At 59.4% G+C, this 15344-nt stretch carries 10 protein-coding genes and 1 pseudogene; 7 read left to right on the top strand and 4 right to left on the bottom strand.

What is annotated here, in order from left to right; all coding sequences use genetic code 11:
• The first annotated feature begins 408 nt into the window (after positions 1 to 408).
• Complete coding sequence (locus E1958_RS15590) at positions 409 to 2268, top strand: 3'-5' exonuclease (protein WP_133512684.1); 1860 nt, start codon at positions 409 to 411, stop codon at positions 2266 to 2268.
• A 420-nt stretch (positions 2269 to 2688) separates the two neighbouring features.
• On the opposite strand, the gene E1958_RS15585 is transcribed toward E1958_RS15590, so the two are convergent.
• The 3 genes and pseudogenes from E1958_RS15585 to dcd all read right to left on the bottom strand — a co-directional run bounded on the left by E1958_RS15585 (position 2689) and on the right by dcd (position 6010).
• On the bottom strand, positions 2689 to 4059 hold the full coding sequence (locus E1958_RS15585) for a purple acid phosphatase family protein (protein ID WP_133512683.1): 1371 nt from the start codon (positions 4057 to 4059) through the stop codon (positions 2689 to 2691).
• Positions 4060 to 4160: 101 nt separating this feature from the next.
• The gene (locus E1958_RS15580) at positions 4161 to 5045 is read right to left on the bottom strand and encodes a Dyp-type peroxidase (RefSeq protein WP_133512682.1); all 885 of its coding nucleotides are present in this window, start codon (positions 5043 to 5045) and stop codon (positions 4161 to 4163) included.
• 395 nt (positions 5046 to 5440) lie between these two features.
• Positions 5441 to 6010 (bottom strand): annotated as a pseudogene (gene dcd, locus E1958_RS15575) (dCTP deaminase).
• A gap of 233 nt (positions 6011 to 6243) precedes the next feature.
• Here dcd and E1958_RS15570 point away from each other — a divergent pair.
• The 4 genes from E1958_RS15570 to E1958_RS15555 all read left to right on the top strand — a co-directional run bounded on the left by E1958_RS15570 (position 6244) and on the right by E1958_RS15555 (position 12350).
• Positions 6244 to 7674 carry a dihydrolipoyl dehydrogenase gene (locus E1958_RS15570; RefSeq protein ID WP_133512681.1) on the top strand — a complete coding sequence of 477 codons (1431 nt, stop codon included), beginning with the start codon at positions 6244 to 6246 and terminating at the stop codon, positions 7672 to 7674.
• A 336-nt stretch (positions 7675 to 8010) separates the two neighbouring features.
• Complete coding sequence (locus tag E1958_RS15565) at positions 8011 to 8889, top strand: hypothetical protein (RefSeq protein WP_133512680.1); 879 nt, start codon at positions 8011 to 8013, stop codon at positions 8887 to 8889.
• An 835-nt stretch (positions 8890 to 9724) separates the two neighbouring features.
• Entirely contained in the window at positions 9725 to 11350 is a 1626-nt protein-coding gene (locus E1958_RS15560) for an ArnT family glycosyltransferase (protein ID WP_133512679.1), read from the top strand.
• 322 nt (positions 11351 to 11672) lie between these two features.
• Entirely contained in the window at positions 11673 to 12350 is a 678-nt protein-coding gene (locus E1958_RS15555) for a phosphatase PAP2 family protein (RefSeq protein ID WP_165741702.1), read from the top strand.
• 93 nt (positions 12351 to 12443) lie between these two features.
• Here E1958_RS15555 and E1958_RS15550 read toward each other — a convergent pair whose 3' ends face one another.
• A complete protein-coding gene (locus E1958_RS15550; RefSeq protein ID WP_089724456.1) occupies positions 12444 to 12662 on the bottom strand; it encodes a hypothetical protein in 219 nt (72 codons plus the stop codon).
• Between the two features lie 556 nt (positions 12663 to 13218).
• Between E1958_RS15550 and sat the strand changes: the two genes are divergently transcribed.
• Positions 13219 to 14406: a sulfate adenylyltransferase gene (gene sat / locus E1958_RS15540; RefSeq protein ID WP_133512676.1), complete on the top strand. Its 1188-nt coding sequence runs from the start codon at positions 13219 to 13221 to the stop codon at positions 14404 to 14406.
• 294 nt (positions 14407 to 14700) lie between these two features.
• Positions 14701 to 15324: a 23S rRNA (uridine(2552)-2'-O)-methyltransferase RlmE gene (rlmE, locus tag E1958_RS15530; RefSeq protein ID WP_133512675.1), complete on the top strand. Its 624-nt coding sequence runs from the start codon at positions 14701 to 14703 to the stop codon at positions 15322 to 15324.
• Positions 15325 to 15344: the final 20 nt, after the last annotated feature.

The raw sequence follows: 15344 nt of genomic DNA, 5'->3' as shown, positions 1-15344 counted from the left end.
CCCTCTGTGGGGAATAAAGAATTTTCTCTGTGTTTTCTCTGAGCCCGCGTAGGTCGGGTAAGGCCAGGGATGGCTGCCACCCGACAATCGTCTTTGCGTCGAGTGGCGGCGCGCCAAGCATCGCAGCCGGCATGACCACCACAGATGCGCCTTATCCGACCTACGTGGGCTTATGCCTATCTGAACCGGCTTGGTGAGGCGCTGCGACGCGAACACTGTGCTCTGCACGCCGACTTTCCGATGACGAACCATGTCCGGCTGCCGGTTACACCGGAACGTGCAGCATCGATTCCACGACTCACGATAGCAATCTGCACAATCTGCACAATCTGCGCAATCTGCGATTAAAGAGTAATCGTTCAGACTCCTACTGTTGTAGTGAAACTATTGCGATAATAGGGAAGAAGTATGGCAAAGATCATCCCCCAACTAAATAAAGAAACCCTCAGCCGCATGACCGGGGGTGAAAAATGGCTTGCCCGACGCCTGGAGGCGTTGCTGGAGGATGATTACGCGGTCTGGTATGATATTCCTGTCGGTAAAAATCGCCGCTACCCGGACTTTATCATCTTGCATCCAGCCCGCGGTCTGCTGTTTCTGGAGGTCAAGGATTGGAAACTGTCAACCCTCAAAAAGATCAGTAAATCCGATGTCTCTTTGTTGACCAGCAATGGCTTGGTCACTAAGCCGCACCCGCTGGAACAGGCCCGCCAGTACACCTATAAGGCGGTGGATATGCTGTCACGCGATCCCATGCTGCGCCAAACTACCGGGGCCTACAAGGGCAATCTAATCATGCCCTATGGGTGGGGAGTGGTGTTCACCAATATCTCTCGTAAGCAGATCGAGCAGGCGATTCCTGATGACCGACGCGAGGATCTGCTGCCGGATCATCTGATGATCTATCAGGATGAAATGACCGCGAGTGCCGATGCGGAGTGCTTCCAGGAACAGTTGTGGGGGATGTTCAACTATCAGTTTGGTGAAACGCTGACTCTGCCGCAGATCGACCGTATCCGCTGGTACCTCTTTCCTGAGATGCGTATCGACGATGCCGGACAGGCCGATCTGTTTGATGCTGATGAGGAGGACTTGGCTACTTTGGAGCGGAGTCTGCCGGATATTATTAAAATCATGGATATCCAACAAGAGCAGCTGGCCCGCAGCCTTGGGCAGGGGCATCGCGTGATCCATGGCGTGGCCGGTTCCGGTAAGACCTTGATCCTGGGATATCGTTGCCTGCATCTCGCCCAGGCAATGAACAAACCGATCTTGGTGCTCTGCTTCAATATTACCCTTGCAGCTAAGTTAAGGGCCTTCATCTCTGCCAAGGGGATCGGTGGCCAGGTACAGGTCTACCATTTCCACGATTGGTGCGGACAACAGATCAAGACCTATCATGTCGATATGGTCAAGTCGGACAAACCCTATTGGGAACGCCAGGTGGATACGGTCATAAGGGCTGTGGACAAGGGGCAGATCCCCAGGGCTCAGTATGGTGCCCTGCTGATCGATGAAGGCCACGATTTCGAGGCGGAGTGGTTGAAATTGGTAACGCAGATGGTGGACCCGGAAACAGATTCACTGCTGCTGCTCTATTATGATGCCCAGTCCATCTACAAGAAACGTTCGGGCCTGGGCTTTAGCCTCTCCAGCGTAGGGATTAGAGCGCAGGGCAGAACGACAATTCTGAAGGCCAATTACCGCAACACGCGTGAGATCCTCGATTTTGCCTATGCCTTCGCCCGTGATTATATCGACCCACAAAGTGCCGGCGATGATCATATCCCCCTTATCGAACCCATGCCAGCGGGAAGCAGTGGCCCGAAACCGGTGGTAAGAGCCTTTAATACTTTGGCAGATGAGATCAGTTTTGCTGCGGCTTGCCTGAAGAAATGGCATGAACAGGGTACTGCCTGGGGTGATATGGCGGTGCTCTATGCGGCAGGTTATCAAGGAGACAAGCTTGCGACTGAATTAAAAAAGGCTTCGTTACCTCATCTATGGATGGCATCGAAGGATCATAAGGCTGCCTACCAGCCCGGGGACGACAGGGTTTCTCTGCTAACCATTCATAGCAGTAAGGGTTTGGAGTTTTCCCGTGTAATTATGATGGGTGTGGGCCACTTCAAAGACGATGAGGAACAACTGTCTCAGAAGGCCCGCCTGCTCTATGTCGGTATGACACGTGCCATGGAATGCTTGCTGGTAACTACTTCTGCAGAAAACAAATTCAGCCGAAAGTTATCGGCAGTTGCAGTTCAATAGCTTCTTTCTTGTCATAGGAAATGAGGAAAAGGGGCAACGTCCAATCTCTGCTACACTCATGCCCGGCCGCCTGCACATTGACTTCGACGGTATTCCTCTTTACCAGGTGGCCGCTTTGTTCCCATGAGCCCGCGTAGGTCGAGTAAGGCCAGGCGACGATCGTCACCCGACACGGCGTAGCCTACTTTGCATCGGGTGAGGGCGCACCAATCATTGCAGCCGACGTGACCACCACAGACGCGCCTCACCCGACCTACGGGGGCTCTGTTTTTTCGATGAGTAAGACTCTCACGCCTACCTGCACCGGCTTGGCACAGAGTAAAGCGGTGCCTCGCTTGGGGCAATGAAAGCCCCATGACCCCTTGACCGTGTCAACCCGTGGGATTCACCTCCCATCAGGGCATGACCTCAGGTCGGCGCTCAGAGATTTTGCGTGCTGTACTTGACGGTGTTTTCGTAGGTCCGCTCGTCGGTGTGGGGGATTCGCTGAATGATCTTTTTCTCGCCGGTCGCGTGGTTTTTCTCTATGACGGCGGCGTCGTAGAGCGCTCCGGTGGCGGTGTAGGCCTTGTAGCTCGCCCGGTCGCCATCGATTTCGATTACCTGGAAAAACTGGGTGTTGCGGGCCTTGCGCTGGGTGGTGTAGCCCTCGGATGCATACGACTCTAGCTGGCCTTGCTTGATCTTGTACTGCTTGGGGCCGCTGACCGAGGTCACATAGAGGGTTTGGAAGTCGCTGCCCGGCGTTCCATCATTGTCGATGACGGGAACCTGTCCGCGAACATAGCTGTGGTCGTGCCCCTGCAGGACGAAGTCGACCTTGTGCTTGGCGAACAGCGCTTTCCATTTTTGACGGTCTTGCTCATCGTAGTTCTTTCTTCCCATCGGCGAAAAGATGGGGTGGTGGAAGGTGACGACGCTCCAGCGATAGCCTGGCTTCTTCAGCTGGGCCTCCAGATAAGCCACCTGTTCGGAAACCTTTTCATTGGAGTTCAGCACGATGATCCGCACGCCCTGATAGTCGACGGTGTAGACGGTTTCATGCAGGGCTTGGGGCAGAGAAGATTCCACCGGCAGGGTGAATTGCGGCCGCCAGAGCATCGACTTCACGCCTGCATACTCATGGTTTCCAGTCACTGGAATTCCGGTCCATTGCGCATGAAGATAGCCACCCGCTTTGAACCATTCGGCCCACTCGGTGTCGGCATTGGCCCGGTCGATCAGATCGCCGGCGTGCAGCGCGAAGGCCGCATCCGGCGCGGTTTGGTGGGCCATGCGGATGACGCGTGACCAGCGGCTGAGCACGTCGTTCTGGGCGTCGCCGAAATAGATGAAGCTGAACGGCCTGGGCTCCTTCGACGCCGTGCGGAACTGGATCCACTCCGACCATCGTTTGTCGCCGTCGCCAACCCGGTAGGCGTAGAGGGTTCCGGGCCGAAGGTTCTGGAAGATGGCCGAGTGGTAGCGGACCTCGCCCTGGGTCGTGTCCAGCGCCTTGCTCAGATCGATGGTTTCCGTTTTTGCCTCGACGCGTTCGGCCATTTGGTCGAATCCAGGCTCACCCAGCGCCACGGCGATTTCCGCAACAGCGCCCTTAACACTCGCGTCCGTGCGCCAGGTAACAGCGCGGCGGGTCGCCGGATCGCCATGGAACGTCAGGAAAATCCGGTCGGGATCGGGGCTCGCAAGCTCCCAGTGGCGGAGGTCCTGATGATCTCCATTGTGAGCCGCGGCTGACAGGGTGAACGCGAGCAGGAGGGCGGGAATCGGGAACCGGATGGTGGTACGCATGGATGATGTCCTCAAAGTTTAATAGCGGTTAAGCAAACGGCTTCTCATACGCGCTCACCCTGCCCTACGGGCGGCCGACCATGGTCGCCTTTCGGCCTGAGTCAGACGCCCAGCGCCCTTAGATCGAGACGCCCGTCATGCAGCGGTGGGCACCAGAAATAGCTCCCGGAGACGGGCCGGGTGAATCGGAAGAGCGCGTCCTGGATGCGGTCCTCGGAACCGACCATCCGCCGCAGCTGGGCCTCGAAGGCGTCCAAGGTCTTGCCGAAGGCCACGAACTGGAGTCCGCCTCGGCCTTGCCCGTCGCACCAGGGCATAGAGCGTCTGAGGATGAAGGCTGCGGGCTCGAAGTCTTCCTGGGCGGTGCGCTTCACATGGGCGGATGCCGGTGCCTCCTCCAACTCCTCGTTGTCGCGCTTACGCCTGCCGATCGTGTTGTCCTGCGCTTCGGGCGACATGGCGTCGAAGCGATCGAAATCGTGCAGCCATTGTTGAACCGCTACGAAGCTGGCGCCGTCCAGACCCGGACCGGCACCCTTTACCACGGCGGCAGCCAAGGCGTCCGGCCCTTGCGGGTTCTCGGTACCGTCCTCGTATCCGGTGAGATCCAGGCCGGTTCCATGTCGGAACCCGTCCACGGCCCGCACGCGCATGAAGGCCCTAGCGATTGCCTGCTCGATCGCCCTGCCGCGGTGCAGCAAATCTCCGCGGTCGTCCCCCCGCAGCCAGCACCAGAGTGCCGCCGGCGTGGACGGCAGCGCGATGCCCTGTCCAACCAGGGCGGGAAACACCCGTAGCCCGTCGATCTCCACGCCCAAGGCGAGTGCCAGGGAATGTCCCAAGCCGACGACTGTGCCCTTGCCGTCGACCAGGTCACGCAACGCCGCCAGGGATGCACGAGGGTCCGCACCTGGGACGGGCTCGAAGAAGAGGTAACGACCCTGGAGGGGAATCGGGTCCAGGATGCCCGGCTGTGTCTGGTTCATAGGACTGCTTTCGGCTCCGAATGAAGAAAATGTCGGCGGACTCTATACCCAACCTTACCTTATTTGCCGGTCCGCGCCGAGTTCAGGAGGATGTCACAAAAGGCACTGATCTTCGCCCTTTGACCCTGAAGTATCCCCACAAATCAGCCTCTGGCTCCCACGCTCCAGCGTCATGAAACCTTGGCCGCTGGAGCGGCCACAACGGCATTCCCACGCTGGAGCCTGGGAACGAGCCATGAGGGCCTCGTGGCCGCTCATTCGCTCCATAACTCGTTGTTTTAGATTGCAATAATGTGGGGATACCTCAGCCTTTGACCCCCTCTCCCCAAGCCCCCTCGCTGCGCTCGGCGCAGACTCTCTCCCGGCGGGAGAGGGGCTTTTGCGATACCCTCGGTTCAGGGCTTGGGTAGGGTGACGCCCTGCTGGCCCTGATACTTGCCCCCATGGTCCCGGTACGAGGATTCGCAGACCTGGTCGGACTCGAAGAACAGGATCCGGGCCACGCCCTCGTTGGCGTAGATCTTGGCCGGCAGGGGCGTGGTGTTGGAGAACTCCAGGGTAACACGACCCTCCCACTCGGGCTCCAGAGGCGTGGCATTGACGATGATGCCGCAGCGCGCGTAGGTGCTCTTGCCGAGGCAGACTGCCAGCACATTGCGGGGAATGCGCAGCTATTCCATGGTCCGCGCCAAGGCGAAAGAGTTCGGCGAGATCATACAGACCTCCGACTTGAGGTCCACAAAGCTGTTGGCGTCGAAGTTCTTGGGATCGACAATGGCCGAGTTGATGTTGGTAAAGATCTTGAATTCATCGGCGCAACGGATGTCGTAACCATAGCTCGAAGTGCCGCAGGAGATGAGCCGGCCGCCGCCATCGGACCCGCGGACCTGGGACGGCTCGCAAGGCGCAATCATGCCCTCCTGCGTCGCCATGCGGCGAATCCAACGGTCGGACTTGACAGACATCGAGGATAGCCCCGGAAAGTGCACCTGGTTGCGGATTATACCCGCCGCACACAGGACGAGTGCCTATAAATCTTTCCGCAACCAGTGGGGTCCCGGAAGAACCACAATTCGTGGTTTCCGCGGGGAGACCGACCTGAACCGGTGGCTCCGACAAGCTGCACTGGGGCGGAAGATCCGGGCGGGACGGGTATAGAATACCCATCGGTCACCAATGTCCAAGCGAGGAGTTTCAAGTGGAAGAAAGAAGCGTCGACGTCGCCGTCATCGGGTCGGGCACCGCCGGCCTCAACGCCATCGGCCAGATCCGCCGTGCCGGCAAGTCCTTTGTCCTCATCAACGGCGGCGAGCCCGGAACCACCTGCGCCCGGGTGGGCTGCATGCCGTCCAAGGCCCTGATCCAGGTGGCAGAGGACTATCACCGTCGGATGGTTCTGGGCAAATACGGCGTTGACGGCTACCGGGCCCTGACCCTCGACGGCAAACAGGTCATGGAGCATGTCCAGGACCTACGGGACACCTTCGTCGACCGGGTGCTCGGCAAGTCCACCGACAACATGCCCCAGGACCGCTTTATTCAGGACTATGCCAGATTCATCGAGCCCACCCTGCTGGCGGTGGCAGGGCAGCGTATCCGCGCCCGACGCGTGGTCATCGCCACCGGCTCGCGGCCCTTGGTGCCGCAGGCTTGGCAGGCCTTCGGCGAGCGGATACTCACCACCGACGACCTCTTCGAGCTGGAGGACCTACCGACCTCCCTGGCAGTCATCGGGCTGGGCACCATCGGTATCGAGCTGGGCCAGAGCCTGCACCGCCTGGGCGTCGAGGTCACGGGCTTCGATCAGCTGACGACTATCGCCGGCACCCAGGACCCGGAGGTATCGGCCAGCGCCATCGAGCTGATGGGCAAGGAGTTTCCCATCCACTTAGGGAAGGCCGTTCAGATCGCCGAGGCAGGCGACAAGCTGCGCGTGACGGCCGGTGAGCACAGCGTGCTGGTGGATCGGGTCCTGTGCAGCATCGGCCGCGTCCCGAACCTGGAAAACCTGGGCCTGGAGAATCTGGGTGTGGACTTGGACGCCCGCGGCCTCCCGGCCTACGACCCTAACACCATGCAGGTGGGGGATCTCCCGGTCTTTCTCGCCGGCGACGTCAACGACGAACGCCAGATCCTCCACGAAGCTGGCGACGAGGGCAAGATCGCCGGCTACAACGCTGCCCGCGACCAGGTCACCGCCTTCCGCCGCAAGACACCTCTGCTCATCAACTTCTGCGACCCCAACATCTGCGCCGTGGGTAGGCGTTGGAACGACCTGGACCAGGCGGCCACCGCCGTGGGCCAGATCCGCATGGCGCCCGTGGGACGGGCGCTGATCATGGGCCAGAACAAGGGCGTGCTGCGCGTTTACGCCGATCAGCCCAGCGGCCTCATCCTGGGCGCGGAGATGATTGCGCCCAAGGGAGAAAACCTGGCCCACCTGCTGTGCTGGTGCATCGAGCAGGGGCTGACGGTCGGGCAGTTGCTGCGCATGCCCTTCTACCACCCGGTTATCGAAGAGGCCCTACAGGCGGCCCTCTACGACCTCTACGGCAAGCTCGAGGCCAAGAACGAGGGACTCACCGAGCTGGCCCCCATCACTCACCAGCCGACCCGTCCATCGCGCTGAGGTCTGCGCCAACACCCGTACAGCGCCCTGGGGGACATGGCCCCGGCGTGCTTGTATACTCAAGCACCCAATTATGAATATACTCATAGACTGGTACGGATGCTTCCAGCTGCCGATAACATTAGAATGAGCAGGATCTTCACGGATTGAGCCCTTGGGCAAAGCCCGCAGGATGGTGGTAGGGCGGGTAAGCCAGGGACGGCGCCACCCGCCATATGTGCGGTGAGCGCCTGCCGATCACCCCAGAGACGCCTGCCTGTGCCGACATGGCAGACAGGGGGCAGGCAGCGATTGAGTGGAGCCCGACCCTGATCGGAGACCGGGAGTGCCGTCACTATGCAGCCACCCAACTGTGGCCATTGCCTACGACCAGCGCAAACCAGCCGCATCGCCAGGGAGCTACTGGAGCAATGCCGTCCCATCAACCTGATCGGGGGTCGGGGTCAGGGTCGAGCCCGGCTGCTCGACGACCTGATGGGCATCGACCCCGACATCTTCTGGTTGTACGCGGATCTCAAGGAACATCGCTACCGCTTCGCCGGTCTGCTCGAGACCCTCTGGGACCAGACCGGTCTCGTCGGCTATCCGCCGTCCACCCTCGGGGGTCTAGTCGATAAGCTCACCGCCGGCAACCGGCCGGTCTGCCTGCTGCTGCACCACTTCGACGCCATCCTCGATAATCCGGATCCGAACCTGGATGCGGGCTTCGACGCGGCCTTCCTCGATACCCTGAATGCGCTCAAAAACCGCGGCGTCTCGCTCCTCTGCGTCACCAGGCGTGCCTACGACCCTTATGGGATGCTCACCCGGTCCGGCGAGCGCCGGGGCTCCACCCTGGTCCTGGAGCCTGAAGCGCTCGCGCCCCTCTCCCAGGCCGAGATCCGGGCCGAGCTCGACCGCTGCCTACCGGGCCTGGACGCCAACGACCTGGATCTGCTTGCCGCTTCCTTGCTCAGGCATCGGCACCCTCTCTCCTTTCTGGGCTACGTGCGGAGACGGCTCCGGGACGGCGATGTCGCCGCATGGCCCTTCGACGAACGCCTGAGCCATTGGGAGGACAAGTACTGGGTCCGGTATGGTGGCCTTACCACCGCCGATGCCGTTGCCCCGCGCCACCGAATCCGCTCCTGGTACCGGGCCTTATTCGGTCGCATCAAGCCCCTCTCGACAGGGCCCATCAAGCAGCTCGGGCGCCGGCTTGCGGGAAAGGACTAGTACCTCATTTCGCTTGATATTGCAGGTCGAGTCGCTTGAGCTTGATGCGAGCTTCCTCACTCTCAATGCTATGAATTTGCAATATCACATGAAACTAGGTACTAGTGCTCCGTAGCGGAAATCCTAATACCATTATGTAAACTGGACTTGTATCAGCAAACTGTTGACCGCCTGGTTGCAAGAATGGTCTTAGGATTTCCGCTACGAGGCTCTGGCGCGCCGACCTGTGTCCGTGCCATCTCCCATCAATGCCTGTCGCGCGCTAAATCGTCGTCGCCTCCTACCGCTGCCATAGGTTCCACGTCTTCCACTGAGAGACCGAGCAGCTCGGAGACCTCCGCCACACCAAGCCGGCTCAACAGAGGACGCACAACCTGTGCCTTACCTTCTTCCCGACCTTTTTTCTTACCACCTTCAAAGCCAGTGCTTTCTCTCCATGCAACCCGAGAGATTGCCTAAGAACTAACGCTTTGATTGATATATCCGTGGGGTCGGCTTGCAACCCATCGGGCCGGATAGAAGACAACTCGGAAGCTGTCTGGTTAAAACGGATCCTCGCGTCGTGTTGTGTTACGCCGTGTTGTTCCCTCAGGCGTTTTCTCGCGCGGCTTAACGCAACCTAGCACTTAAGGCGAGGTCCGCACGTGCAGACCGCGCGGGGGATCATGTGGGTGTAGGTTGTGTTAAGACGCTGGCACTAGCCTGGCCCTAGACCAACGAGCCGTTGGGCGTCGAACGCAACACATCAAACCCTGTCCCGACGCAGGAGGGATCTTCTCCCCCAAACAGCGCCGAATAATTCAGGATTGCTTTTAACCAGACAGCTTCTCAAATCATGCAAAATCAATGGGTTGGTTTTTGGACAGCCTCTAAGGGACCGGCCTCTGAGGGACCGCAGGGCAAGCTCGATTCCGTTGCCGGTTGGCTGTGGGCGACGCTGGTCTTGGTAACACTCTGGCGGGTTTGGGCGGCCTGGATGCTCCCGGTCACTCAGGACGAGGCCTATTATTTCGATTGGGCACGCAGCCTGGCATGGGGCTATTTCGATCACCCCCCCGCGGTTGCCCTGTTCGGGATCGGCACCCGTCTCGCACCGGCAGCGGCGTTTGCCGGACGCCTCGGCACTATTCTGGCCGCTACGCTTTTGCTGGTGGTGCTGGTTCGCCTCTATCGCGCCTGCAATCTGCGGGGCAATGAGCTGGTGGTCGCCGTGGTCGTCGCGTGCGCAACCTTGCCGGGCCTTGCCTCCGGGGTGCTTGCTACCCCGGATACGGCGCTCGGGCTCGCCTGGGCTCTCGCCTTGCACGAGGGTCTGGCGGCCTTGCGTGGCGAGCGGCGGCGTTGGTTGAGCGCGGGGATTGCTATCGGTCTCGGCCTGCTTAGCAAGTACACCATGGTGCTCATCGGTCCGGTTTTTCTGGGGGCGATCCTGTGGGCAGACCCCAAGGCCCTGCGGACGCCATGGCCTTATCTGGGCGGTCTATTGGCGCTCCTGGTCTGCGGCCCGAATCTCCTCTGGAACGCGCAGAACGATTGGCTGACCATTCGATTTCAGTTCGGCCACGGTTTTTCCACCGAGACCGGTACCCTGGTGACCAATTCACTGCCGGTTCCCACCGGGGATCACAAGGTTGCGACTACCCTCTCCTCCGAGCACCGCTCGGTGGCCGAAGGTCTCGGTGGCCTGCTGGATTTCTTGGGTACCCAGATCGCCCTTTGGGGGCTGCTGGCATTACCTGCGATCGCCGGTTTGTTTCGTAGGCACGGAGCCGGGCCAAAGCAGGGGCTAACGGTCTTCGATCCGGCGGCACGGGCGCTCTTGGTCACCGGGAGCCTGTTTCCACTCGCCTTCTTCGCGCTGGTGGCGACCTTCAGCGAGGTCGAGCCCAATTGGCCGGTTATATACTTATCGGCAGCCGCGCCGCTCGTCGCGCTTGCCGCGGCCAGACTGCGGATGTGGGTGCTGGCGGCAGCCGGGGGGAATCTCTTGCTTGTGGGCCTGTATGTGCTGCATGGCTCAACGGGTAGCCTGCCCCTACCCGACGGCTACAACCGGATCCTGCGGGAAACCCACGGCTATTCGGAGCTGGCGCAAAGGGTAGCAACCCTGCCCGGACCCCTGTTCTCCGACCGGTATCAGATCGTCGCCATGACGCGATTTTATGCACCGCACCGGCAGATAACCCAATGGCCGGGCATATCACGCCCTTCGGAGTATCTACGGGGCACCATTGCGCCCACTGCAACCCGGAAGCGGATCGAGCAGGCCGGTGGTTTCTGGTACCTGGGCCGCCGGGTCCTGCCAATGGGGATACCGGGCTTCAGTCTGCGTTCACAAAACAGCCTCTATTACTGTATGAACGGTGGTCTGGTGGAAACACCGACGGGTGCCGCCCAGCCATGCCCCGATCCCCTCCATCGTTGGCAGCTCTTCGCGTATACCGCGGACGGCATGTGGTAGTTGATTTCTTGTCAAGACGAATAAAACAGTATCGAAGTACCGATAACATCTGCTTGGTTCTTCCGCTGGGAAATTCTTTTTGCCGCAAATGAACGCGAATGAACGCAAATTGGTCGAAATCGATTCGGCATCATCGATAGTTCTTCATCCCATTGCGTTTATTTGCGTCCATTTGCGGCTAACTCTTCCGTGAAGATCCTGTTCACGCAATGTTGCCGGCAATTGAGAGCATTTGTACCAGCACGTGCGAAATCTCTGACGCCTCGGACAGGATAGATACATGCCGCAATTTCCAAGGCACTCGTTTCCCGTTGAGATTCATATGAAAAGGCGGTTTCTTTGGGTTCCTTTCTGGGTGTGGATCGCGTTTGCCCTGGTCAGCGCCCTGTTGGTTTTTTATCCGGAGATCGATCTTATGACTTCCCGGTTCTTCTATACGCCGGGTGTCGGCTTCGAGGCGAAAGGAACCTGGGTCGAACGCCTAATTTACAGATCCGTGGGTTTCCTGCTCGTGGTTGGAAACATCGGCCTGATTGCATGGTGGTTGTCCGCCCGCTTTGCAAGTCGGTTGCGGATTCGGTTCACTGCCAAAGAACTTGCGTTCCTGCTGCTCCTGCTCGCGTTGGGTCCCGGCTTGATCGTCAATGGACTGTTGAAGGAAAACTGGGGGCGGGCCCGACCTATCAAGCTTGCGCAGTTCGGTGGTAGCGATAGGTTCACGGCCGCTTTCGTCCTATCCGACCAGGAGGGCAAATCATTCAGCTCGGGACATACGGCTGCATCGGCCTACTGGATCGTCGCCGTGCTCCTGCTCGCACCGCGGCGAATATGGCTCTTGGGCGTTGCGATTGCGTACAGCCTTGCCGTTTCATGGATGCGGATGGCTGCCGGGGGGCACTTCCTGAGTGATGTCGTGACTTCCTATTTCATTGTGGCGATCCTGGCGCTCGCGCTCTACGGGCTCTTCTATCAGCCACCCAGGGAATCCACGGAGTCTTGAACCACTAACCCTTAACTTAATGGCATTGGGTTCAGCGCGGGTCGATTTCGCAATCGAGTTGCGGCGGGCGCAATCCTATTGTGCCCGTTTCCGTCAGTCCTCTCCGATGACACGCTCGTCCCGGGGTTTGGACAAGAGCTTCTCGGCTTCGGCCTGGCTGTTTGCAAAGGCCATCCGATACTGGAACACCGCTTCGGATGGCTGCTCTCGACGCAGCCGGCGCACCCAGGCACGCGCATTCTGATAACGGTCTTCCGTTCCTATGTGCGTCAGCAATGACGGCGGCGAGATTTTGTAGACGAAGTAGGGCATCTGATTTCAACACTCATCTTCATATGAAAAACAAAGAATTACGACATCGCTAATACGCATTCGTTTTCCTCTAATACATGGACGGCTCCCACATTTTCCTTCTTCTAATGTAATCCGTTCCAGGAAGTTACTTTTCATACCATTTTCTCCTATTTCTAGTAACAGTTAACTAACATGCACGAGCCTGATGGTGTGCTAGGATGCACACATATTAGCACACATTGGCATTTATTTGCGGCAAAGAAATGATTCCCATGTTATTCGGTACTGCGGTGCCGTTGTACTAGAACGGCAGTCCGCGATGGGATATGCGGGCTAGCCAGCGGACCAAAGGCTCTATTGCTGCACCCATAAACACAGTTTTTGACGGGGAAAAGCGGCGACTATGGTATGGTTTGTACCCTAAATAATGCCGTTGCTCCAACCCCTATAGCACGACGGCCACACAACTCCGCAACCTACCACAAGGTCTGCATAAGCTATCGCAAACGAGATTTGCCTCGTCGCGCGTGCCTGTATCGGACGCCCGAGCGCAAGTCCTAAGGAGAGGCAGAAGATGATCAAACCAGTCGGCTCCGACGAGCTGCAACCATTGTTCGTTTATGATCCGGACCAGCACCATGAGCTGATGCGTGAGGCGAGGGATTTGCCCTCGGTGATGATCAGCTCCCAGGCTGCGGGTAACGCGGTCATGATGGGCGGCGGCTATTTCAGTCCGCTCAAGGGCTATATGAGGGTGGAAGACGCCGTGAGCGTAGCCCGAACCATGAAGACCACCGATGGTCTGTTTTTCCCCGTGCCTGTGCTGTGCCTGCTCGACAGCGTCGCTACCATCGAGGGGGCCCGCCGCATTGCCCTGTGCGACCCGAACATGGAGGGCAATCCGGTTCTCGCGGTCATGGATGTAGAGGACATCGAGACCGTCAGTGACGAACAGATGACCCTGATGACCGACCAGGTCTACCGCACGGATGATATGGGACATCCAGGTGTTGCCGCCTTTAATCGTCAAGGTCGGTTTGCGGTCTCCGGCCCCATCCGGGTGCTGCATTTTTCCTATTTCCAGGACGATTTCCCGGACACCTTCCGCACCGCAGTGGAGATTCGTCACGAGATCGCCGAGCGCGGATGGAGCAAGATCGTCGCCTTCCAGACCCGCAACCCGATGCACCTGGCCCACGAGGAGCTGTGCCATATGGCCATGGAGCGCCTCGGGTGCGATGGCTTGGTCATCCACATGCTCCTGGGCAAGCTCAAGTCCGGTGACATCCCCGCTCCGGTGCGGGATGCAGCTATCCGCAAGATGGTTGAGCTTTATTTCCCGCCGAACAGCGCCATGGTCACCGGCTACGGCTTCGATATGCTCTACGCCGGCCCGCGCGAGGCGGTTTTGCACGCCTATTTCCGCCAGAACATGGGCGCGACCCACTTCATCATCGGTCGCGATCACGCCGGGGTAGGGGACTACTACGGGGCCTTCGATGCCCAGACCATCTTCGACGAGGAGGTCCCGAAGGGGGCGCTGGAAATCGGGATCTTCAAGGCCGATCACACCGCCTGGTCCAAGAAGCTCGGCAAGGTGGTGATGATGCGTGAGGCACCGGATCACACCAAGGAGGACTTCGTGCTCCTGTCCGGCACCAAGGTGCGGCAGATGTTGTCCGAGGGCGTTGCCCCGCCCGAGGAGTTCTCGCGTCCTGAGGTAGCCCGGATTCTGATGGATTATTATCGATCCTCGAAGTGATCCTGAATGATTTGGCACGGTTTGGGGGACCGGACGTGTTGCGTTGCGACGCTCAAAGGCTCGCTGATCGTCTGCTTGGGTCATGCCGGCGTCTTAACGCAACCTACACCCACATTACCCCCCGCGCGGCCGTCGCGTTGCGCATAGGGCCGTAGGATGCGGTGAGCGCCTGCCCACCGCCTCAAGAACGCCTGCCTGCTCGCTGCTCCACTTGATCACCAAGGACGTCGTGGACCAGATGAGCACCATCCCCAGCTAGGCGGCCGGAACCGACATCATCGATCCTCCGTGAGTATGCGGGCTAAGACCAAGAGCAGCCGCCGCTGGCTCGATCGGCACTTCAAGGATGCCTATGTGAAGCGAGCCCAACAGGAGGGCTACCGTTCCCGTGCCGCGTATAAGCTGTTGGAGATCCAAGCGAAGGAGCGGATCTTGGGCCCCGGTATGTCGGTTGTGGACCTAGGGGCGGCGCCGGGCGGCTGGAGCCAAGCAGTGGCCCGGATCGTCGGGCCGCAGGGGCGGATCGTCGCCCTCGACAGCTTACCGATGGAGCCCTTACCGGATGTGATCTTCATTCAGGCCGATTTCCGCGAAGAGGCCTCCCTGGCTCGGCTTCGGCAAACCCTGAACGGTGAGACAGCGGATGTCGTGCTCTCGGATATGGCACCGAATCTGAGTGGCAACCCCGCGGTGGATCAACCGCGCATGATCTATCTATGCGAGCTGGTCCTGGATCTGGCACGGCAGTTACAAAAACCCGGTGGATCACTGGTGGTCAAGACCTTTCAGGGGGAGGGCTTCGAGGCGTTCCACAAAGCGGTGCGCGCTTCCTTCAGGCGCGTTGCCAGCCGTAAGCCGAAATCCTCCCGTCCCAGGAGCCGAGAACTCTATTTAGTAGCAACAGGGTATGCTTTATAGTAAGTTGCAGCGAGTGGATT

This window comes from Candidatus Thiosymbion oneisti (assembly GCF_004359955.1).
Taxonomy (GTDB): domain Bacteria; phylum Pseudomonadota; class Gammaproteobacteria; order Chromatiales; family Chromatiaceae; genus Thiosymbion; species Thiosymbion oneisti.
This window is presented reverse-complemented; position numbering and strand designations above follow the sequence as displayed.

Excerpts from the sequence above, each read along its gene's own strand:
- E1958_RS15590 (WP_133512684.1), top strand. The coding sequence starts at position 409 with ATGGCAAAGATCATCCCCCAACTAAATAAAGAAACCCTCAGCCGCATG.
- E1958_RS15585 (WP_133512683.1), bottom strand. The coding sequence starts at position 4,059 with ATGCGTACCACCATCCGGTTCCCGATTCCCGCCCTCCTGCTCGCGTTC.
- E1958_RS15580 (WP_133512682.1), bottom strand. The coding sequence starts at position 5,045 with ATGAACCAGACACAGCCGGGCATCCTGGACCCGATTCCCCTCCAGGGT.
- E1958_RS15565 (WP_133512680.1), top strand. The coding sequence starts at position 8,011 with ATGCAGCCACCCAACTGTGGCCATTGCCTACGACCAGCGCAAACCAGC.
- E1958_RS15560 (WP_133512679.1), top strand. The coding sequence starts at position 9,725 with ATGCAAAATCAATGGGTTGGTTTTTGGACAGCCTCTAAGGGACCGGCC.
- E1958_RS15555 (WP_165741702.1), top strand. The coding sequence starts at position 11,673 with ATGAAAAGGCGGTTTCTTTGGGTTCCTTTCTGGGTGTGGATCGCGTTT.
- E1958_RS15550 (WP_089724456.1), bottom strand. The coding sequence starts at position 12,662 with ATGCCCTACTTCGTCTACAAAATCTCGCCGCCGTCATTGCTGACGCAC.
- sat (WP_133512676.1), top strand. The coding sequence starts at position 13,219 with ATGATCAAACCAGTCGGCTCCGACGAGCTGCAACCATTGTTCGTTTAT.
- rlmE (WP_133512675.1), top strand. The coding sequence starts at position 14,701 with ATGCGGGCTAAGACCAAGAGCAGCCGCCGCTGGCTCGATCGGCACTTC.